The 17,337-nt window shown below is 72.3% G+C and carries 20 protein-coding genes; 9 read left to right on the top strand and 11 right to left on the bottom strand.

What is annotated here, in order from left to right:
- Nucleotides 1-267: a hypothetical protein gene (locus AC5JJ1_RS15000; RefSeq protein WP_495785905.1), complete on the top strand. Its 267-nt coding sequence runs from the start codon at nucleotides 1-3 to the stop codon at nucleotides 265-267.
- Here the strand turns inward: AC5JJ1_RS15000 and AC5JJ1_RS14995 are convergent.
- From AC5JJ1_RS14995 to AC5JJ1_RS14985, 3 genes are read right to left on the bottom strand one after another with little or no spacing between them, the layout of a single operon-like run.
- Entirely contained in the window at nucleotides 254-1,465 is a 1,212-nt protein-coding gene (locus AC5JJ1_RS14995; RefSeq protein WP_495785904.1) for an MFS transporter, read from the bottom strand. The two genes, AC5JJ1_RS15000 and AC5JJ1_RS14995, sit on opposite strands and share 14 nt — an antisense overlap.
- Entirely contained in the window at nucleotides 1,462-2,319 is an 858-nt protein-coding gene (locus AC5JJ1_RS14990; RefSeq protein ID WP_495785903.1) for an MBL fold metallo-hydrolase, read from the bottom strand. Before AC5JJ1_RS14990 ends, AC5JJ1_RS14995 begins: the two co-directional genes overlap by 4 nt.
- Before the next feature lie 46 nt (nucleotides 2,320-2,365).
- On the bottom strand, nucleotides 2,366-2,578 hold the full coding sequence (locus AC5JJ1_RS14985) for a DUF2934 domain-containing protein (protein WP_495785902.1): 213 nt from the start codon (nucleotides 2,576-2,578) through the stop codon (nucleotides 2,366-2,368).
- Nucleotides 2,579-2,727: 149 nt separating this feature from the next.
- Here AC5JJ1_RS14985 and AC5JJ1_RS14980 point away from each other — a divergent pair, with 149 nt between their 5' ends.
- From AC5JJ1_RS14980 to AC5JJ1_RS14965, 4 genes are read left to right on the top strand one after another with little or no spacing between them, the layout of a single operon-like run.
- The gene (locus tag AC5JJ1_RS14980) at nucleotides 2,728-2,982 is read left to right on the top strand and encodes a hypothetical protein (RefSeq protein WP_495785901.1); all 255 of its coding nucleotides are present in this window, start codon (nucleotides 2,728-2,730) and stop codon (nucleotides 2,980-2,982) included.
- Between the two features lie 36 nt (nucleotides 2,983-3,018).
- Nucleotides 3,019-3,576, top strand: coding sequence for a nucleoside 2-deoxyribosyltransferase (locus tag AC5JJ1_RS14975; RefSeq protein WP_495785900.1), 558 nt, complete (start codon nucleotides 3,019-3,021; stop codon nucleotides 3,574-3,576).
- Between the two features lie 4 nt (nucleotides 3,577-3,580).
- The gene (locus AC5JJ1_RS14970; protein ID WP_495785899.1) at nucleotides 3,581-4,057 is read left to right on the top strand and encodes a hypothetical protein; all 477 of its coding nucleotides are present in this window, start codon (nucleotides 3,581-3,583) and stop codon (nucleotides 4,055-4,057) included.
- A 23-nt stretch (nucleotides 4,058-4,080) separates the two neighbouring features.
- Complete coding sequence (locus tag AC5JJ1_RS14965) at nucleotides 4,081-4,281, top strand: hypothetical protein (RefSeq protein WP_495785898.1); 201 nt, start codon at nucleotides 4,081-4,083, stop codon at nucleotides 4,279-4,281.
- A gap of 3 nt (nucleotides 4,282-4,284) precedes the next feature.
- Here AC5JJ1_RS14965 and rnd read toward each other — a convergent pair whose 3' ends face one another.
- Nucleotides 4,285-5,469 (bottom strand): ribonuclease D, encoded by a 1,185-nt coding sequence (gene rnd, locus AC5JJ1_RS14960; protein WP_495785897.1) that lies wholly within the window; start codon nucleotides 5,467-5,469, stop codon nucleotides 4,285-4,287.
- Nucleotides 5,470-5,594: 125 nt separating this feature from the next.
- On the opposite strand from rnd, the gene aspS reads away from it, so the two are divergent.
- Nucleotides 5,595-7,397 (top strand): aspartate--tRNA ligase, encoded by a 1,803-nt coding sequence (gene aspS / locus AC5JJ1_RS14955; protein ID WP_495785896.1) that lies wholly within the window; start codon nucleotides 5,595-5,597, stop codon nucleotides 7,395-7,397.
- Nucleotides 7,398-7,426: 29 nt separating this feature from the next.
- Nucleotides 7,427-8,239: an EipB family protein gene (locus tag AC5JJ1_RS14950; RefSeq protein WP_495785895.1), complete on the top strand. Its 813-nt coding sequence runs from the start codon at nucleotides 7,427-7,429 to the stop codon at nucleotides 8,237-8,239.
- A gap of 6 nt (nucleotides 8,240-8,245) precedes the next feature.
- On the opposite strand, the gene AC5JJ1_RS14945 is transcribed toward AC5JJ1_RS14950, so the two are convergent.
- The 4 genes from AC5JJ1_RS14945 to AC5JJ1_RS14930 form a co-directional block, all read right to left on the bottom strand.
- Entirely contained in the window at nucleotides 8,246-9,814 is a 1,569-nt protein-coding gene (locus tag AC5JJ1_RS14945) for an ABC transporter substrate-binding protein (RefSeq protein WP_495785894.1), read from the bottom strand.
- 161 nt (nucleotides 9,815-9,975) lie between these two features.
- Nucleotides 9,976-11,163: a multidrug effflux MFS transporter gene (locus AC5JJ1_RS14940; RefSeq protein WP_495785893.1), complete on the bottom strand. Its 1,188-nt coding sequence runs from the start codon at nucleotides 11,161-11,163 to the stop codon at nucleotides 9,976-9,978.
- Nucleotides 11,164-11,196: 33 nt separating this feature from the next.
- Nucleotides 11,197-13,281 (bottom strand): TonB-dependent receptor, encoded by a 2,085-nt coding sequence (locus AC5JJ1_RS14935; protein WP_495785892.1) that lies wholly within the window; start codon nucleotides 13,279-13,281, stop codon nucleotides 11,197-11,199.
- Between the two features lie 97 nt (nucleotides 13,282-13,378).
- A complete protein-coding gene (locus AC5JJ1_RS14930; RefSeq protein WP_495785891.1) occupies nucleotides 13,379-14,152 on the bottom strand; it encodes a maleate cis-trans isomerase family protein in 774 nt (257 codons plus the stop codon).
- A 107-nt stretch (nucleotides 14,153-14,259) separates the two neighbouring features.
- On the opposite strand from AC5JJ1_RS14930, the gene AC5JJ1_RS14925 reads away from it, so the two are divergent.
- Both AC5JJ1_RS14925 and AC5JJ1_RS14920 read left to right on the top strand, forming a co-directional pair.
- Entirely contained in the window at nucleotides 14,260-14,676 is a 417-nt protein-coding gene (locus tag AC5JJ1_RS14925; RefSeq protein ID WP_495785890.1) for a rhodanese-like domain-containing protein, read from the top strand.
- Between the two features lie 11 nt (nucleotides 14,677-14,687).
- Nucleotides 14,688-15,155: a DUF3237 domain-containing protein gene (locus AC5JJ1_RS14920; RefSeq protein WP_495785889.1), complete on the top strand. Its 468-nt coding sequence runs from the start codon at nucleotides 14,688-14,690 to the stop codon at nucleotides 15,153-15,155.
- Between the two features lies 1 nt (nucleotide 15,156).
- On the opposite strand, the gene AC5JJ1_RS14915 is transcribed toward AC5JJ1_RS14920, so the two are convergent.
- The 3 genes from AC5JJ1_RS14915 to AC5JJ1_RS14905 all read right to left on the bottom strand — a co-directional run bounded on the left by AC5JJ1_RS14915 (nucleotide 15,157) and on the right by AC5JJ1_RS14905 (nucleotide 17,335).
- Nucleotides 15,157-15,837, bottom strand: a complete 681-nt coding sequence (locus AC5JJ1_RS14915; RefSeq protein ID WP_495785888.1) for an amino acid ABC transporter permease — start codon at nucleotides 15,835-15,837, stop codon at nucleotides 15,157-15,159.
- Nucleotides 15,838-15,903: 66 nt separating this feature from the next.
- Nucleotides 15,904-16,584, bottom strand: a complete 681-nt coding sequence (locus tag AC5JJ1_RS14910) for an amino acid ABC transporter permease (protein ID WP_495785887.1) — start codon at nucleotides 16,582-16,584, stop codon at nucleotides 15,904-15,906.
- A gap of 1 nt (nucleotide 16,585) precedes the next feature.
- Nucleotides 16,586-17,335 carry an amino acid ABC transporter ATP-binding protein gene (locus AC5JJ1_RS14905; protein ID WP_495785886.1) on the bottom strand — a complete coding sequence of 250 codons (750 nt, stop codon included), beginning with the start codon at nucleotides 17,333-17,335 and terminating at the stop codon, nucleotides 16,586-16,588.
- Between the last annotated feature and the right edge of the window lie 2 nt (nucleotides 17,336-17,337).

Genomic DNA, 17,337 nt, shown 5'->3' with positions numbered 1-17,337 from the left:
ATGAACCCCTTCACCGCCGCGGCCTTCGCCTGGCAGACCGCCTTCGTCTTCACGCTCCGCAGCGCCCAGCTCTGGGCCGAGCCGGCCGAGGCGCAGGCCCGCCTCACCGGCTATGTGCTGGAGAAGCAGAAGGCCTTCACCACCGGCGCCTTCGCCGCCGGCCAGGCCGTGCTCTCTGGCGCCGGGGCCGAGGCGGTGATGGCCGCCGCCATCGCCCCCTCGCATCGCCGGGTGCGGGCCAATCTGCGGAAGATCATCCGGGGCTGAGGAGGGGCGCCCGCCGCCGCCGCAGCGCCAGCCCGCCGAGCAGGGCGAGCGCCGCCAGGTTGCAGGCGATCCCGACCTCCCAGGCGATGGCGTAGAAGCCGAAGCCGTCATAGAGCGCCCCTGCCAGCCAGGCCCCCGCCGCCATGCCGGAGAGGCTGAGGAAGAGCAGTACCGGCACCCGCCAGGCCGCCTCGCTCACCGGGAAGAGCTCCCGCACCGCCAGCACATAGGCCGGCACGATCCCGCTGAAGCCGAGGCCGTAGCCGGCGGCGACGAGGAACAGCCCGGCCTCGTCCTGGGTGGTGAGGAAGGCTGCCATCCCCAGCGTCTGGCAGAGGTTGCCGGCGAGCAGCGTGTTCAGCCCGCCGATCCGGTCGGCGACCCAGCCCCAGAATTGCCGCGCCAGGAAGGCCGCCGTCAGCAGCACGGAGAGCATCCACGCCCCCTGCTGCGCGCTGATGCCGAGGTCGCCGCAGAAGGCGACGAGATGCGCCGCCGGCATCGCCATCGGGATGCAGCAGAGAAAGGAGGCCAGGGCCAGCAGCCCGAGCGCCAGGTTCGGCGGCAGGCCGAGCACCCTCGCCCCGGCGACCGGCCCGGCCTCCGCCGCGGTCCCGGGCAGCGGCTGCGGCGCCGGCCGCAGCACCAGCGCCGCCAGCGGCAGGATGGTGGCGGCGGCGAAGACCCCGTAGCCCAGCATCACCCGCTGCCAGCCATGGGCGGCGATCAGCCGCTCGAGCAGCGCCGGCCAGAGGGCGCCCGCCACATATTGCCCGGAGGCGACCAGCGCCAGCGCCGTCCCCCGCCGCCGGTCGAACCAGAGCGAGACATAGGTCATCATCGGCGGGAAGAGCGCGCCGTTGCCGAGCAGCCCGACCAGCAGCCCGAAGCCGAGCACCAGCTGCCAGGCCGCCCCGCCCGAGGCCAGCGCCAGCCCGGCAAAGACCATCGCCCCGCCGACCATGGTGATCAGCCGCGTCGAGGTCCGCCCGGCGACCCACCCCATCAGGATGCCGCCCGCCCCCGCGCCCAAATAGGCAAGCGAGGAGGCCAGCGCCGGGATCGACCGCGCATCGCCGAGATCGGCGGCGATCGGCCGCAGCGCCACCACCACCAGCAGCGGCGCCCCGAAGGAGATGGAGAGGATGACGACCGCCGTGACGGCGATGACCCAGGAGGCGCGGCTTTCGACGCTCACCAGCACATCAGCATCCGGAGCCCCTCCGCCTCGCGGACAACCCGCCCGGCCGTGCGCCCGGCGAAATGCGTGCCGATGACCAGCACCGGCGTGCCGGCGAGGCCGTCGAAGACCGCCCGCCGCGTCGCCTCCGCCGCTTCCGGGTCGGCATCGGCGGTCGAGTTCCAGTGCGGATGGGCGAGCTGGCAGGGGTGGTGGGCGATGTCGCCGGTGATGAAGCCCCGCTCGCCCTCGGACTCGATGGCGACGCTCACATGCCCCGGCGTATGGCCGAAGCTCGGCACCAGCCGCACCTCGGGGCAGAGCCGGTGGTCGGCCTCCACCAGCTCGTGCAGCCCCGCCTCGACGATCGGCCGGACGGAATCGGCGAAGACCGCGGCCTGGGCCTCGTCGCCGGCGCCGCCCGACCAGTGCTCGAACTCCCGCCGGCCGAAGAGGTAGCGCGCGTTCGGGAAGCTCGGCACCCAGCGCCCGTCCACGAGCCGCGTGTTCCAGCCGACATGGTCGACATGGAGATGGGTGCAAAGGACCGTGTCGATGCTCTCCGGCGGGAAGCCGGCCTCCGCCATCTCCTCGAGAAAGCGGCCTTGCCTGGCGTTCCAGTGCGGGATCTTCCGCCCCTGCTTGTCATTGCCGAGGCAGGTATCGACCAGGATGCGCCGCCCCGGCGCCTCCACCACCAGCGCATGGATGCTGAGGCGCAACCGCCCCGCCTCGTCGGCGAAGTCGGGCACCAGCCAGGGAATCCGGCGGACCTCCTCCGGCGTCGCCTGGGGCAGCAGGAAACGGCTGCCGCCGGTCGACTCAAGCTCGACCAGCTTGGTGACGGTGGCCTGGCCGATGGTCCAGCGCATGGAAGGTCCTCCCCGCTGCCATTGCAGCGGCGGGAGGGACGCGGCGTCAAGCCGGGCCGCCGGCCCCGGTGATGCCGCCCTGCGCCGGCGGGTCGCTGGCGGGGAAGCTCTCCCGGCCCGCCTCGTCGGCCGCACGGTCCTGCTCGGCGGCGACGGCCTGGCGCCAGTGCTCCTCCGCCTTGCCATCCGGCCGGCCGTCGCCGAGCCAAAGGAGGTAGGCGCGCTGGCGGATGCGGTGATCGCGGTCGTCGTCGCTCATGATGGGTTCCCTGGCCTTGCCGCCTCAACCCCGCTTCGGGCGCCGGGTTCGCCACGCCATTGCACCGATCCGCGATGCACGGGCCAGTGATTGGAACGGAACGTTTGCGCCGCACAAACTCTGTGGCGCAACGACGTCATGGTCGATCCGTGCAGGACATTCTCGAGCAACGGAGGACGGGGCCCCGCCAGGCGCTCCGCCCCAATCCCAATGCCTGGCAACTGGCCCGACCCCGGGCGGCGCTGCGACCCGTGCGTCCTGCCCGGGTGAGCCTGGGCGAGGTCCTGCAGCGCCTGCTGGAGCAGGGCGCCGCCCGCAACGCGCGGATGCTGTTCGGCAGCGCCGTGCTGGCCTGGGCGCTGGCCCTGGTCGGCGTCGCCTGGCTGCTGGAGATCATCCCCTGATGACAGGCGCCGCCGGCTCCTGTTGACTGCCGGCGCATGAGCATCACCGCCTATCTCGCCGGTCCGGACGTCTTCCTCCCCGACGCCATCGCCCATGCCGCCCGCAAGGTCGCGATCTGCGCGCAGCACGGAATCACCGGCCGGCCGCCGCTGAACGAGGATGTCGAGACGCTGCGGACCCTGCCGGAGGACCGGCTCTGGCGCGTCATCTACGAGAAGGACGTGGCGATGATGGAGGAATGCGACATCGTCATCGCCAACCTCACGCCCTTCCGCGGGCCCTCGGCCGATGCGGGGACGCTGGTGGAGCTCGGCTGGTTCCTCGGCCGGGGCAAGCCGATCTTCGCCTATTCCAACACGGCGACGCCCTTCGCCGAGCGCAGCCGCCACCAGCTCGCCGCCGTGCCGGACCCGATGCCCGGGCTGATGGTCGAGGGCTTCGGCCTGCCCGACAACCTGATGGTCCCCGGCGCCGTGCTGCAGGGCGGCGGCCACCCGATCGTGCTGCCGGCGGATGGGGTGGACCGCGCCTTCGATGAGCTCGAGGTCTTCGCCGATTGCGTCCGCCTCGCCGCCGGGGCCTGCCGCCGGTAGCGCCGTGCTCTATCTCGACCTTGATGGCGTGCTGGCCGATTTCGACCGCGGCGTGCAGGCGGTGACCGGCCAGCGGCCGGAGGCGCTGCCGCTCAAGACCATGTGGGCCGCCCTCGCCAAGGCGCCGCGCTTCTTCGAGACGCTGGAGATGATGCAGGATGCCGAGGCGCTGTGGCGCTTCTGCGCCCCGCTGCGGCCCACCATCCTCACCGGCCTGCCGCGCGGCGCCTGGGCGCCGGAGCAGAAGCGGCGCTGGGTGGCGCGGGTGCTCGGCGCGCATGTTCCCGTCATCACCTGCATGAGCCATGAGAAGCCGCACTGGTCCGGCCCCGGCCATGTGCTGGTGGACGACCGCGCCTCGGCGCGGGACGGGTGGGAGCGGAAGGGCGGGCGCTTCATCCACCATGTCTCGGCGGAGGAGAGCGTCGCGCAGCTCCGCGCGCTCGGCTTCGAGGGCACCGAGGAAGGCCTGGCGCGTTGAGCAGCCTCCCATCGAGGAGACGGATGATGGCCAAGGAGAAGGCCGGCGACCGGCCGAAGCCGGCGGCACCGATGGAGCCGCAATTCCCCCAGCCCTCCGGCGTCGGCAGCGGCGGTCATGGCATCGCTTCCGGCGACGATTCAGGCGGCCCCCGGCCGGGCGCCGGGCTCGGCAGCCTCGGCACCGGCGCGCCGAGCGGCGGGGTGAACCGCGGCGGCGCCTGAGCGTCAGCCGGCCGCGATCAGCTTGATCCGGCGCCCCTCGACGCCGACGGCCAGCCTGCCCGCCTTCAGGGCGAGGGCCGCCTCGCCGAAGACCTCCCGCCGCCAGCCATGCAGCGCCGGGAGGTCCGGCTCCGCCTCGGTCGCCAGCCGGTCGAGATCCTCGCTATTGGCCAGCAGCCGCGGCGCGACATGGTGCTCCTCCGCCTTGGCGGCCAGCAGCACCTTCAGCAGCGCGACCAGTGCCGGGGAGGGTGAGGGGCCGCCGCGGTCGCGCGGCGCCTCGGGCATGGCCGAATCGGGCAGGCCCTTCGCCGCCTTGATCGCGGCCAGCAGCCCGGCGCCGCTCCGCCCCTTGGCGAAACCCTCCGAGATGCCGCGCGCCCGGGTGAGGTCGGCCGCCGTCTCCGGCGCGGTCGCCGCGAGCTCCAGCAGCGTCTCGTCCTTCACCAGGCGTTGGCGGGGGATGTTGATGCGCTGCGCCTCGCGCTCCCGCCAGGCGGCGGCGGCCTGCAGCAGGCCGAGATAGCGCCGGTTGCCGGTGCGGGGGCGGAGCCGCTCCCAGGCCGTCTCAGGATCGACGCGATAGGTCTCCGGCCGGGTCAGCACCGCCATCTCCTCGCCCACCCAGTCGAGCCGCCCCTCGCGCTCCAGCCGGTCCCGGAGGGCGACATAGATGCGGCGGAGATGGGTGACGTCGGCCGCGGCATAGGCGACCTGGGCCGGCGAGAGCGGCCGCACCGACCAGTCGCTGAAGCGGTGCGCCTTGTCGATCTGCGCATTGGCGAGCGAGCGGCAGAGCTGGTCGTAGCTCACCTGGTCGCCGAAGCCGGCCACCATGGCCGCTACCTGGGTGTCGAAGAGCGGGGCCGGCACCGCATCGAATTTCAGCAGGAAGATCTCGACGTCCTGCCGGGCGGCGTGGAAGACCTTGACCACGGCGGGATCCGACAGCAGCGCGCCGAGCGGCGCCAGGTCGAGGTCGGGGGCGAGGGCGTCGACCACCGCCGTCTCCCGCGCCCCGCCGAGCTGCACGACGCAGAGCTCCGGCCAATAGGTGCGTTCCCGCATGAACTCCGTATCGACCGTGACGAAGCTTTCCTGCCGCAGCCGTTCGCACAGGGCGGCGACGGCCTCGGAGGTGGTGACGAGGGCGGGAACGGTCTCGGTTTCGGCGGAACGGCGGCTCATCCCAGGCTTCTAGCCCTGCCCGGGCCCCCGGGGAAGGGATGGGGGAAAGCCATGCGCGCTTGACAGGACCCGCCCCGGCCCCCTCTTACGGGCGCTCCGATTGCCAGCGCAGGTCCAGACCCCCCATGCACGCCTACCGCACCCATAGCTGCGGCGCCCTGCGCGCCACCGATGCCGGCAACACGGCTCGCCTCTCCGGCTGGGTGCACCGCAAGCGCGACCATGGCGGCCTGCTCTTCATCGACCTGCGCGACCATTACGGCCTCACCCAATGCGTGGTCGCCCAAGGCTCGCCCGTCTTCGAGGCGGCGGACCGGCTGCGGCCGGAGAGCGTCGTCACCGTCACCGGCGAGGTGGTGAACCGTGAGCCCGGCACGGTCAACGCCAAGCTGCCGACCGGCGAGATCGAGCTGCGCGTCCGCGAGCTCACGGTGCAGTCGACGGCCGAGGTGCTGCCCTTCCAGATCGCGGCCGAGCAGGACTATCCGGAGGAGATGCGGCTGCGCTACCGCTTCCTCGACCTGCGGCGGGAGCGGCTGCAGCGGAACATGATCCTCCGCGCGCATATCATCCAAGACATCCGCGAGCGGATGATCGCCGCCGGCTTCAACGAATTCCAGACGCCGATCCTGACGGTGAGCTCGCCCGAGGGCGCGCGCGACTTCCTCGTCCCGGCGCGGCTCCATCCCGGCAAGTTCTACGCCCTGCCGCAGGCGCCGCAGCAGTACAAGCAGCTGACGATGGTCGCCGGCTTCGACCGCTACTTCCAGATCGCCCCCTGCTTCCGCGACGAGGCCGGCCGCGCCGACAGAACCCTCATGTTCTACCAGCTCGACGTCGAGATGAGCTTCGTCACGCAGGAGGACGTGTTCACCACGATGGAGCCGGTGATCCGCGGCACCTTCGAGCGCTTCGCCGAGGGCCGCCACGTCGATGCCGGGCCCTGGATCCGCATCCCCTACGCCCAGGCGATGCTCGACTACGGCTCCGACAAGCCCGACCTGCGCAACCCGCTCGTCATCCGCGACGTGACGGAGCAGTTCGCCGGCTCCGGCTTCGGCCTTTTCGCCAAGATCGCGGCCTCGGGTGGCGTGGTCCGCGCCATCCCGGCGCCGGGGGCGGCCGCCAACCCGCGCAGCTTCTTCGACAGGATGAACGCGTGGGCCCGCGAGCAGGGCGCCGGCGGCCTCGGCTACATCACCTTCGAAGCCGATGGCGCGAAGGGCCCGATCGCCCGCAATCTGGAGGCGGAGCGCGCCGAGGCCATCCGCGCCGCCTGCGGCCTGAAGGCGGGCGATGCCGTCTTCTTCGCCGCCGGCAAGCCGGCCGATGCCGCGAAGCTCGCCGGCCAGGCGCGGCTCAAGCTCGGCCACGACCTCGGCCTTTCCGAGAAGACCGGCTTCCGCTTCTGCTGGATCACCGACTTCCCCTTCTACGAGCTGAACGAGGAGACCGGCCAGGTCGACTTCAGCCACAACCCCTTCTCCATGCCGCAGGGCGAGATCCAGGCGCTCGAGAGCCAGGACCCGCTAACCATCCCGGCCTACCAGTACGACGTCGTCTGCAACGGCTACGAGATGGCCTCCGGCGCCATCCGCAACCACAAGGCGGAGATCATGGTGCGCGCCTTCGGCCTCGCCGGCTATCCGCCCGAGGCGGTGGAGGAACGGTTCGGCGGCATGCTGAACGCCTTCCGCTACGGCGCCCCGCCGCATGGCGGCATGGCGGCCGGCATCGACCGCATCGTCATGCTGCTGGCGGAGGAGCCGAACCTGCGCGAGGTCAACCTCTTCCCCATGAACCAGCAGGGGGAGGAGCTGATGATGGGCTCGCCTTCCGCCGTGGAGCCGGCAAGGCTCAAGGAATTGCACATCCGCCCCGACCTGCCGCCCGCCAAGGGGGCTGCCGCCGCGCCCAAAGCGTCCTAGATGGGGACTTCGACTTGAAGGACAGAGTGATGCCGCTGCGCCGCCCCCTGCTCGCCGCCGCTCTCCTCGCTGCCTGGGTGGCGCCTGTCGCCGCGGAGCCGGGGGTGGAGGCGATGGTTGGCCATCGCGCCGCCTATCGCCTCACGCTTGACCGGGTGCGGGAGAATTCCGACATCGCCCGGGCCGAGGGCGCCATGCTCTACGAGGTGGTCGATGCCTGCGACGGCTGGGCGACGCGCCAGCGCTTCCAGCTCACCATCACCGACCGGGACGGGACGGAGGTGGAGACGACCTCCGACTACTCCACCTACGAGACGAAGGATGGGCGGAGCATCCGCTTCTCCCTCACCCAGACCTCGCAGGGCGCCGTCTCCCAGCGCGTCTCGGGCGAGGCGGAGGTGACGGCGGAGGGCGGCACGGTCCGCTATGTCGACCCCGAGGCGAAGCAGGTGGCGCTGCCGCCAGAGACGCTGCTGCCAATGCTGCACACCATCCGCACGCTCGCCGCCTCGCGCGCCGGGCAGCGGCTGCTGGTCGTCCCGCTCTTCGACGGCACCAGCGCCGATGGCGCGCAGGACACCACCAGCGTCCTCCAGGCCTGGCAGCAGCCGCAGCCGAATGAGCGCTTCCCGGCGCTGGCCCCGCTCGGCAGCGCGCGGATGCGCATCGCCTTCTTCGACCGGACGCCCGACAAGAATGGCGGCGGCGCCAGCGCGCCCGACTACGAGGTCGGGCTGCGCTACTACGAGAACGGCATCGCCGACGAGCTGAAGATGGAGTTCGGCGACTTCAGCGTGAACGGCCAGATGCGCGAGCTAGCGGTGCTGCCCAACCCCTGCTGAGCGGCCTCACCCCCGCCTGAGGTTCCACAGGAAGGGGTTCGGCCCCTGCAGCACCCCCGTCAGCTCCCGCCGGAAGGCGGTGCGCAGGCGGAACAGCCCGGTCGGGGCGAAGGGCACGCTCTCCCAGGCCGCTTTTTGGAGGTCGGCCATGGCATCGGCTTGCGCCCCGGCATCGGCGGCGCCGATCCAGCGCTGCACCGCGGCTTCGCTCGTCGCATCCGTCGGCCAGCCGAACCAGGCTCGCTCGCCATGCCCGCGGATGATGGGACTCACCGCCGGGTTGGCGATGGCGGCGGCCGGAAAATTGGTGTTGTGCAGGCTCCAGCCGCCGGCCTCGGGCAGCGCCTTGTTGGCGCGGCGGGCGATGATCGTCGCCCAGTCGCTCTCCACCAGCTCGATCGTGACGCCGAGGCGCCGCATCAGGTCGGCGGTGACGCGGCCCTGCTGGGTGACGGCGGGAAAGTCGCTCGGGTTGATGAGCACCAGCCGCTCACCCCGGTAGCCGGCCTCGCGCAGCGCCGCCCGCGCCCGCTCCATCGCCGGCTCGCCGCCGGGCGACGCCTCGAATTCCCGCACCTGCGGCAGGCCGCAGGGGAAGACGGCATGGCATGCCCGCCAGTCGCCCGGCAGCGCCACGGCGGCCATGTAGTCCGGCTGCGCCATCGCGTCGCGGATCGCCCGCCGTACCCGCACGTCATGGAAGGGCGGATGCAGGTGGTTGAAGCGGAGGAAGCCGAGGAAGCCGTTCGGGTCGTAAATTTGGGTGACAACGCCCGCCGCCCGGTCCAGCACCGGCACCAGGTCGGGCAGCGGGTACTCGACCCAGTCGATCTCGCCCGTCCGGAGCGCCGCCGCGGCCGTGCCGCCATCCGGGATCCAGACCAGCTCCAGCCGGTCGAAATGGACGCGCTTGCCGCCCGCGGCGGCTTCCGCCGGCTCGTCGCGCGGGACATAGGCCTCGTTCCGCGCATAGGCCGCCCGTGCGCCCTGGCTGAACTCCTCGGCGAGGAAGCGCCAGGGCCCGCTGCCGACCATCTCGGTGATGGGCTTGTCGGCCGGCAGCGAGGCCAGCCGCTCCGGCATGATGAAGGCGGGGCTCGCCGCCGGCTTGGCCAGCGCATCGAGCAGCGCCGGGAAGGGCCGCTGCAGCCGGATCAGCAGGGTGCGGTCATCCGGCGCGCCCCACTCCGCCACCGCCGCCGCCAGCACCTGGCCGAACCCGTCGCGCACCGCCCAGCGCCTGAGCGAGGCGATGCAGTCCCTGGCCCGCACCGGCTCGCCATCGTGGAAGCGCAGGCCATCGCGCAGGCGGATGGTCCAGGCGAGGCCATCGGCCGAGACCGCATGCCCCGCCGCCATCTGCGGCCGCGGCCGGAGCGCGCTGTCGCAGCCATAGAGCGTGTCGAAGACGCAGTAGCCATGCGTCGTGGCGATGGTGGTCGGGTTGAAGATCGGGTCGAGCGCGGCGGGCGCCGCCTGCGGCATGAAGCGCAAGGTCCGCGCCCGGCTCCCCTGCGCCAGGGCCGGCCCCGCCAGGACCAGCCCCGCCCCCTGCAATACCTGCCTCCGCTGCATCGCCGCCTCCCTTGCCCCCGCCGGATAGGCCAGGGGCGCCCCCGGCGGAAGGGGGCAGCGGCGCGCATGCCGATCGCCGGCCGCGCCGCGGCAAGCCGGCCGCGACGGAACGGGGCGACCATTCGGCTCCAGGCGGCCAGGGCGTGGCCTTGCGGCGGGCCCTAGGCTGCCGGCAGGCGGCGCAGCGCCAGGCGGAAGGCGAGCTGCGCGACGAGGCTCGCCCCGGCGAGCACCGCCGACGCGGCGAGCGCCGGGTCGTGACCCAGCCCCGCCAGCGCCGTGCAAAGCGCACCCACGCCCATCTGCGCGAAGCCGTAGAGGCCGGAGGCGGAGCCGATCACCTTCGGATTGACGCTGACCGCCCGCGCCAGCGCCGCCGGGCTCGCCATGCCGATGCCGAGGGTGAAGACCAGCATCAGCCCGAGCATCGGCACGAGGCCGAGCCGCCCGGCCAGGACCATGCCGAGGAAGCCGAGCGCCGCCGCGCCGCTCACCGCATTCGCCCCGAGCAGCAGCCGCCCGGTGCCGAAGCGCGCGGCCAGCCGCCCCGTCATCAGGTTGCCCCCCGCCATGCCGAGGATGATGAGGCCGAGGCAGAGCCCCACCTCCTCCGGGGGCCGGTGCAGCTCCCCGGTCAGGATGAAGGGCGCCGCCGCGACGAAGGCGTAGAAGGAGGTCGTCGCGCAGCCCCCGCCGATGGCGAGCCCGAGGAAGGCGGGCGAGCCGGCCAGCGCCCGGTATTCCCGCCCCAGCCGGCGCGGCGTCACGCGGCCGGCCTGGCCGGCCGTCTCCGGCAGCAGCCGCCAGCACAGCGCGATGCCGAGCGCCCCCATCGCCGCCAGCAGCAGGAAGATCGCCCGCCAGCCCAGCGTCGCCGCCAAGGCGCCGCCCAGCACCGGCGCCAGCCCGGGCCCGACCAGCATCATCAGCGTCAGCAGGGCGAGGCGGCGCACCGCCTCCTCCGGCGCCGCCGTGTCGCGTACCATGGCCCGCCCGAGCACCAGCCCGGCACAGCCGCCGAGCGCCTGGAACAGCCGCGCCACGACCAGCGCCCCGGCATTCGGCGCCAGCGCCGCCGCCAGCCCCGCCAGCGCATAGAGCGAGAGCCCCGCCATCAGCACCGGCCGCCGCCCCAGCGCATCGGCCAGCGGCCCATAGGCGAGCTGCCCGAAGGCAAGGCCGAGGATGTAGAGGCTGATCGTGAGCTGCATCGCCCCGGCGCTCGCGCCGAGGTCGCGCCCGGCCTCCGGCAGGGCGGGCACGAAGATATGCATTGCCATCGTGCCGCTGAGGGTGATGAGGGCCAGCAGCCAGAGGGGCGGTCGCGGCGGCTGCGTGGTCTCGGCCATGGGCGGAAGCCTAGCCCCCGCCCGCCGCTGCCGCTAGAAGTTGCGGCTCAGCCCCGCGAAGACGCCCCGCCGCGTCCCGTATTGCGGCGCGCCGAGGCCGATGCCGGTGCCGTCGCGCAGCTGGTAGATCGAGTCGAAGACGTTGATCAGGTCGATCCGCGCCGTCCAGCGCCCGCGATCCGGCCCGGTGAAGTCCTGGCTCAGGCCAAGGTTGAAGGTGGCGTAAGGGTCGACCTTCTCCGTCGCCGCGAAGCCGCGGCGCAGCCCGCTGCCATAGAGCATCGAAATGGAGAGCCGCCCGCCCTCCCACGCATGCCAGATCGCGCCCGCCGAGCCGGTGACGAGCTGGTCATGGTCCGTGCGCACATACTTGCCGGCGATATAGGCCAGCTCATCCGGCTCGATGGCGAACTGCCCCGAGCGCAGGTCGCGCCCGACGGAGCGGCTCAACGCCAGGTTGGCATAGGCGAGCCAGCGGTCGCCGCGCCAATTGCCGGAGAACTCCACGCCGTAGACCCGCCCCTGGCGGAAGTTGAAGGGCGTGAAGATCGGCGCCGCGCCGAACTGGCCGAAATCCAGCAGGTCGCGGACGGATTTGTAGTAGGCATCGACGCCGACCGTCAGCCGCGGCCCGATGCGCTGCGAGATGCCGACATCGAAGCGATGGGCGCGCTCCGGCCGGGCGAGGCCATTCTCGAGGCTGAGGGGCGCCGCCGTCGTGCCCTCGTATCGGGCGATGGAGCCGGCCTGAACCAGCTCGAATTGCGGCGGGGTGAAGGTGCGCGCATAGCCGGCATGGATGGTCGTGGTCTCGTTCGGCCTCCAGACCATGTTGACGCGCGGAGAGACCTGGCCGGCGGCGACGAACTGCACCATCTGGTCCCAGCGGACGCCGATATTCAGCGTCAGGCGCGGCGTGATCCGCCATTCGTCCTGCACGTAGCCGCCATAGAGCCAGCCGGTGCGCCCGTAGCGGTCGCCGATCCCGAGCGGCTCATCGACCGGTGCCCCATCCGCGTCGAGCGGCAGGGCGGTGGTCGTGCTGCGGAACTGCGCCCGCTCGCCCTGCGCCTGGAGGCCGATGCGGATGGTGTGGTCCGGCGCGACGCGCCAGGCGGCATCCGCCTGCACGCCCATCGCCGTGCTGGCACGGAAGACATCCGCCGCGCTGCCGTTGAACACCGTCTCGCCGACGGTGCTCGGCACGTAGCGGATGGAGGAATAGCGGATGAAGGGCGCGATCTGCAGGTCGACATCGCCGTAGCTCTTCTGCAGGGCGGCGATGCCGTACCAATTCCGCTCCCATTGCCGCGCGCGCAGGTCGGCGCTGTCGAAGTCGGAGACGCCGAAGGCGGTGAAGGCCGGCTCCTGCCCCCGCGTCACCGGGATGCGGAAGCGGCTCAGCGAGGTGCCTGCGATGAGCGAGAGACGCGTCGTGTCGTCGAGTTGCCGCGCCGCATAAGCCAAGCCGCGCGTCTGCTGGGTAGTGCCGTTGATGGCGCTCCAGGAGCTGGTCGGGTTGTCGATGCCCTGGTCGCTGCGCAGGAAGCTGCCGGTGACGAAGACATCCCACGGCCCGACGAGCCCCGCCCAGCTCGCATGCGGCTGGATCGTGCCGCGCGCCCCGCCATAGACGCCGATGCTGCCGCCCGGGTCGAGCGCGCCGGTCCGCGTCTCGAGGTCGATCACCGCATTGGTGCGGAAGCCGAATTGCGCCGGCAGGGCGCCGGTCAGGACGGACACGCTGCGCAGCGAGCGCGCATCGAAGACCTGGGCGAAGCCGGAGATGCCCTCCGGCAGCTGCACGCCGTTCAGCCGGTATTGCAGGTTGCGGTGCTCGCCGCGGACATGGATGTCGCCGAGCCCGTCCTGCACCACGCCCGGCGTCTGCAGCAGGATCTGGTTGAGCGGCTGGTTCGCGCCGCCGGGCAGGCCCTCGATGGTCTGGCGGTCCACCGTCACCTCCCGCGCGCCGAAGCGGGCGAGGATGCCCTGCCGGGCCGCGGCGGCGCGCTGGGCCTGCACCACCATCTCCGGCAGCTCCGCCATCGGCGCTTCCTGGGCCAGGACGGGGAGGGGCAGGAGCAGGGCGAAGGGCAGCGCCAGGAAACGTCTCATGGTGAGATGTTATGTTATAACATCCTTGGCCGCAAGCTGCTCAGCCGAGCAGGATGCCATCCGTGCTGGCCGTGATCCCAGGCTAGTCGGGCGGGCCTTAGCCCGTCGGCGACCAAGAGGGAGACTGCCGGTCTTCCCGGGCCGCGTCGCCGAGACGGAAGATCCGCCCCCATCCGGCAAGCCCCACCGTCCGCAGGCCTGCCGCGCGCAGGCTGCCCCAGAGCGCCACGGCCACGCTGTCCAGCACCGGGATGCCGGTCTCAGCCTCCAGCGCCGCCACCGCCCCGGCCCCGCGGAAATTGGTGCAGTGGATGGCGATCGCCTCCGGCCGCGCCGCGGCCACCTCCCGCACCAGCTGCGCGACCAGCGCCTCCGGATGCTCGGCGAAGCTGAAATTGCCCGGATCCTCCAGGTGCCGCTCCGCCACCACCTCGAGCCCGGCCGAAGCCCAGCGCGCGACGATCGCCTGCTGCACCGCGCCGAGATAGGGCGTCACGAGCCCGATGCGCCGTGCACCGAGCAGCGCCAGCGCCTCCATCAGCGCGAGCGTCGCCGTCACCGCCGGGATGCCGGTCGCCCGGGTGATGGCCTCGCAGATCGCCCGATCCTGCTCCAGCCCGAGCCAGGCGCCGGAGGTGCCGTTCCAGCAGATCGCCTGCACCCTGGCATCCGCCAGCAGCCCGGCCGCCTCCAGCATCGGCCCGGCGTCGAACTGCGCCCGGGACCCGGCATCGAGCCCGATCGCCACCACCCGGATGCGGGCGACATGCGCCGTCACCCCGGGCAGGCCGGCGAGCATCGCCGCCGTCACCGGCTCCAGCACGGTGTTGGAGGAGGGGGTGAGCATGCCGAGGCGGATCGGAGCGTCCATCGCCGAATGGTCGGGCCTGGCCCGGGGCCGGTCAACCGGCGGCCCGCATTGCCCTCCGCGCCGGACCCGCCCATGCTCCGGCCTGGACCAATCCAGGAGACGCCGCCATGCCCGGTGTGCCCGATATCCACCCCCGCGCCACCTGGCAGGCGCTGCTTGAGGACCCTGCCGCCGTCCTCATCGACGTGCGCACCGATGCCGAGTGGAATTTCGTCGGCCTGCCGGACATCACCGAGACGGGCAAGCAGCTCCTGCTCATTCCCTGGCAGGTCTACCCCTCCATGCAGGTGAACGGCGCCTTCGCCGAGCAGCTGCGCAAGGCGGGGCTGACGGCGGAGAACAAGCTCCACTTCATCTGCCGCTCCGGCGTGCGCAGCCTCGCCGCCGGGCAGGCGGCGCAAACGGTCGGCTTCCCGCATGCCTTCAACGTGGCCGACGGGTTCGAGGGCCCGCCGGACGAGGAGGGGCATCGCGGCCAGGTCGCCGGCTGGAAGGCCGAGGGCCTTCCCTGGCGGCAGCGCTGAGGGGCAAGGCCATGACCCCCTTGCCGCTCATCACCGAATTCCTCTTCCGCGCAACGCTCACGGTCGGCGCGCCGCAGCCCGTCGGCGCCACGCGCAGCGGCGACCTCCGCGTCGTCCCCGTCACCGGCGGCCGCATCGAGGGGCCGGCCCTCACCGGCGAGATCCTGCCCGGCACGGCGGCCGACTGGCTGCGCGTCGACCCGGACGGCACGGCGCATATGGATGTGCGCCTGACCATCAAGTCCGTCGAGGGCCACCACGTCTTCATGCACTACAGCGGCATCCGCACCGCGGCGCCCGAGGTGCTGGCGCGGCTGAATGCGGGCGAGGCGGTGGATCCGGCCGAGTACTACTTCCGCACCGCCATCCGCTTCGAGACCGGCGCGGCGCCGCTGGCCTGGCTCAACCGCATCCTCGCCGTCGGCATCGGCCAGCGCCCGCCGAGCGGTCCGACCTATGACGTCTACGCGCTGAGGTAGCTCAGCGCCGCCCGGCGATCTGGCGGTTCTCCAGCCGCGACAGCAGGCGCACCACGGGCCAGAGCAGGATGAAGTAGACGACCGCGGCGGCCATGATCGGCGTTGCGTTGTAGGTCACGCTCTGCGCCTGCCGCGCCTGGAAGAGCAGCTCCGGCAACGCCACCACCGAGGCGATGGAGGTGAGCTTCACCACCTCCAGCGTGTTGGAGATAAGGTCCGGCAGCACGTTCCGCACCGCCTGCGGCAGCACGACATGGGTCATCGCCTGCGCCGCGGTGAGGCCGGTGCAGCGCGCCGCCTCCACCTGGCCGCGCGGCACGCTCTCGATGCCGGCGCGGAGGATCTCGCCGTAATAGGCGCCCGTGTTGAGAAAGAAGCCGATGGCGACCGCCGTCAGCGCCGTCACCTCGAGCCCGGCGAAGGGCAGCCCGGCATAGACGAAGACCAGCAGCACCAGCGGCGGCAGCGAGCGGAACAGGTCGACCCAGGCGATCAGGGGCCAGCGCACCCAGCGGCTCCGCACCGTGCCGAGCAGGGCGAGGGCCATCCCGCCGAGGAAGCCGAGCGGCACGACGACCACCGAGAGCAGCAGCGTGTTGAGCAGCCCGGCCCAGAGGATCGGCCAGGCCTGCCGCAGGATCTCGAGCGAGAAGAAGGCCTGGAGGAAGTCGTCGAAGGTCATGGTTCAAGGGCCATGCGGTTGACGCTCCGGTCCTCGCCGCGCTGCGGGCCTCCGCGGTCGCATGGCTCAGCGCTTCCAGGCGAAGCGCGTCTCGACCCAGCGGCCGAGGATCACGACGGGCAGGAACAGCACCAGATAGGCCAGCGCCCCGAGCGTCAGCGGGGTTGGGTTGAAGCTGAAGGAGACGCCCGCCTGCGCCGCGCCCAGGATCTCCTGCACCGCGACCACGCTCGCCAGCGCCGTCCCCTTGGTGATGGCGATGGTCCGGTTGGTCAGCGGCGGGATCACCATCCGCACCGCCTGCGGCAGCACGACGAGGCCGAAGGTGTCGAGGAAGCCGAGCCCCGTGCTCCGCGCCGCCTCCCACTGCCCCTTCGGCACGGCGGTGATGCCGGCCCAGAAGATCTCCTCGGTGAAGGCCATCAGCACCAGCGAGAGCGACAGCCAGGCCGCGGCGAAGCCGGAGAGCGAGAGCCCCGCCGCCGGCAGCCCGAAATACAGGAGGGCGATGACGACGAGCGGCGGCAGCGCCCGGAACAGGTCGACCAGGAAGATGATCGCCCAGTTCAGCACCCGGATGCCGAGGCTCCGCAGCACCGCCAGCGCCAGCCCCGCCGCGACGCCCGTGAGGATGATGCAGAGCGCCAGCAGGACGGTGAGCCAGAACCCCTCGATGATCTTCGGCAGGTACTCCGCCGCCACCCGCGCATTGAAGAAGCTGTCGAGGAAGCGGTCCCAATTGCTCATGCTAGTGGCGCGTGATCTGGCCGATGAAGGCGCGCGTCCGCTCCTGCCGCGGGTTGCCGAAGATCGCCTCGGGCGGTCCCTCTTCCACGATCCGGCCGCCATCCATGAAGACGACGCGGTCGGCGGCGGCGCGGGCGAAGCCCATCTCGTGGCTGACCACCACCATGGTCATGCCGCTCTCGCGCAGCTCCCGCATCGCCTGGAGCACGCCGCCGACCAGCTCTGGGTCGAGGGCAGAGGTCGGCTCGTCGAACAGCATGACGCGCGGCTCGAGCGCTATGGCCCGCGCGATGGCGACGCGCTGCTGCTGCCCGCCGGAGAGCTGGCCCGGATAGTGCCCCGCCCGGTCCGCCAGGTGCACCCGGTCGAGTGCCTGCTGCGCCCGCGCCGCCGCCGCCGCCCGCGACAGGCCCTGCACGCGGCGCAGCGCCAGCGCCACGTTCCCGAGCGCGGTCATGTGCGGGTAGAGGTTGAAGGACTGGAAGACCATCCCGATCCGCTGCCGGGCCTTGTTGAGGTCCGTGCGGCGGTCGAGCATGTCGATGCCGTCGACGGTGATGGCGCCGCCGCTCGGCTCCTCCAGCCGGTTGAGGCAGCGCAGCAGCGTCGACTTGCCGGAGCCGCTCGGCCCGATGACGAAGACCAGCTCGCGCTCCCGTACCACGAGGTCGACGCCCTTCAGCACGTGCAGGGCACCGAAATGCTTGTGGATGCCGCGCGCCTCGACGATCGGCGCCCCCGTTGCCGGCATGG

It is taken from the genome of Belnapia sp., from assembly GCF_059504005.1.
The sequence above is the reverse complement of the archived record's forward strand: the minus strand, read 5'-3'. Positions and strand labels throughout refer to the sequence as shown.

Bases quoted from the DNA above. Each gene is read 5' to 3' on its own strand.
- AC5JJ1_RS14930 (WP_495785891.1), bottom strand. From the start codon at position 14,152: ATGGACGCTCCGATCCGCCTCGGCATGCTCACCCCCTCCTCCAACACC.
- AC5JJ1_RS14905 (WP_495785886.1), bottom strand. From the start codon at position 17,335: ATGCCGGCAACGGGGGCGCCGATCGTCGAGGCGCGCGGCATCCACAAG.
- aspS (WP_495785896.1), top strand. From the start codon at position 5,595: ATGCACGCCTACCGCACCCATAGCTGCGGCGCCCTGCGCGCCACCGAT.
- AC5JJ1_RS14935 (WP_495785892.1), bottom strand. From the start codon at position 13,281: ATGAGACGTTTCCTGGCGCTGCCCTTCGCCCTGCTCCTGCCCCTCCCC.
- AC5JJ1_RS15000 (WP_495785905.1), top strand. From the start codon at position 1: ATGAACCCCTTCACCGCCGCGGCCTTCGCCTGGCAGACCGCCTTCGTC.
- AC5JJ1_RS14945 (WP_495785894.1), bottom strand. From the start codon at position 9,814: ATGCAGCGGAGGCAGGTATTGCAGGGGGCGGGGCTGGTCCTGGCGGGG.
- AC5JJ1_RS14950 (WP_495785895.1), top strand. From the start codon at position 7,427: ATGCCGCTGCGCCGCCCCCTGCTCGCCGCCGCTCTCCTCGCTGCCTGG.
- AC5JJ1_RS14940 (WP_495785893.1), bottom strand. From the start codon at position 11,163: ATGGCCGAGACCACGCAGCCGCCGCGACCGCCCCTCTGGCTGCTGGCC.
- AC5JJ1_RS14915 (WP_495785888.1), bottom strand. From the start codon at position 15,837: ATGACCTTCGACGACTTCCTCCAGGCCTTCTTCTCGCTCGAGATCCTG.
- AC5JJ1_RS14920 (WP_495785889.1), top strand. From the start codon at position 14,688: ATGACCCCCTTGCCGCTCATCACCGAATTCCTCTTCCGCGCAACGCTC.
- AC5JJ1_RS14985 (WP_495785902.1), bottom strand. From the start codon at position 2,578: ATGAGCGACGACGACCGCGATCACCGCATCCGCCAGCGCGCCTACCTC.
- AC5JJ1_RS14925 (WP_495785890.1), top strand. From the start codon at position 14,260: ATGCCCGGTGTGCCCGATATCCACCCCCGCGCCACCTGGCAGGCGCTG.
- rnd (WP_495785897.1), bottom strand. From the start codon at position 5,469: ATGAGCCGCCGTTCCGCCGAAACCGAGACCGTTCCCGCCCTCGTCACC.
- AC5JJ1_RS14910 (WP_495785887.1), bottom strand. From the start codon at position 16,584: ATGAGCAATTGGGACCGCTTCCTCGACAGCTTCTTCAATGCGCGGGTG.
- AC5JJ1_RS14990 (WP_495785903.1), bottom strand. From the start codon at position 2,319: ATGCGCTGGACCATCGGCCAGGCCACCGTCACCAAGCTGGTCGAGCTT.
- AC5JJ1_RS14965 (WP_495785898.1), top strand. From the start codon at position 4,081: ATGATGGCCAAGGAGAAGGCCGGCGACCGGCCGAAGCCGGCGGCACCG.
- AC5JJ1_RS14975 (WP_495785900.1), top strand. From the start codon at position 3,019: ATGAGCATCACCGCCTATCTCGCCGGTCCGGACGTCTTCCTCCCCGAC.